Here is a 689-nt window from a genome sequence, read left to right on the forward strand (position 1 = left end):
GGGCAGGATTTCACCCGTTATCGTCTGGAAGCGCTGCGTAATGATGCCAATATTGGGCAAGGCCAGAGTAATGATTTTACCCTGCAACCGGGGCAACTGTTCACCCTGACCAGCCACCCGCGTGGCGATCTGAATCACCCGTGGCAACTGCTGAGCATTCAGCATAACGGTCAACAGCCCCAGGCGCTGGAGCAGGAGTCTGGCGGCCAGGGTACCTTCCTGAGCAATCAGTTCAGCTTTATCCCGCACACGCAGACCTGGCGACCCACTCCGTTGCCGAAACCGGTTATGGACGGCCCGCAGATTGCCATGGTGGTCGGGCCACCGGGGGAGGAAATCTATTGCGACGAGTTTGGCCGCGTCCGCCTGCAGTTCCTGTGGGATCGCTACGGCAAAAGTAACGACAACAGTTCGTGCTGGATCCGGGTGACTCAACCCTGGGCAGGCCAGGGCTGGGGGATGGTTGCCATCCCGCGTATCGGCCAGGAAGTGGTGGTGGATTTCCTGCATGGAGACCCGGATCAACCGATCGTAACCGGGCGCACCTATCACGCCAATAACCTGCCTTCCATTGGCCTGCCTGCGGCGAAGACCCAGATGGCGTTCCGCTCCAGGACCCACAAAGGAGAAGGCTACAACGAACTGCGGTTTGAAGATGCCAGGGGCAGCGAAGGGCTGTTTCTGCATGC

General features: G+C 59.7%; 1 protein-coding gene. It reads left to right on the forward strand.

Annotation, left to right across the window (positions count from 1 at the left end):
- Positions 1-689 (forward strand): type VI secretion system tip protein TssI/VgrG (gene tssI, locus AC07U6_RS22255; protein WP_494764863.1); only part of this gene is annotated, 689 nt, incomplete at both ends.

This window comes from Erwinia sp. GW821-FHT03D09 (assembly GCF_059420805.1).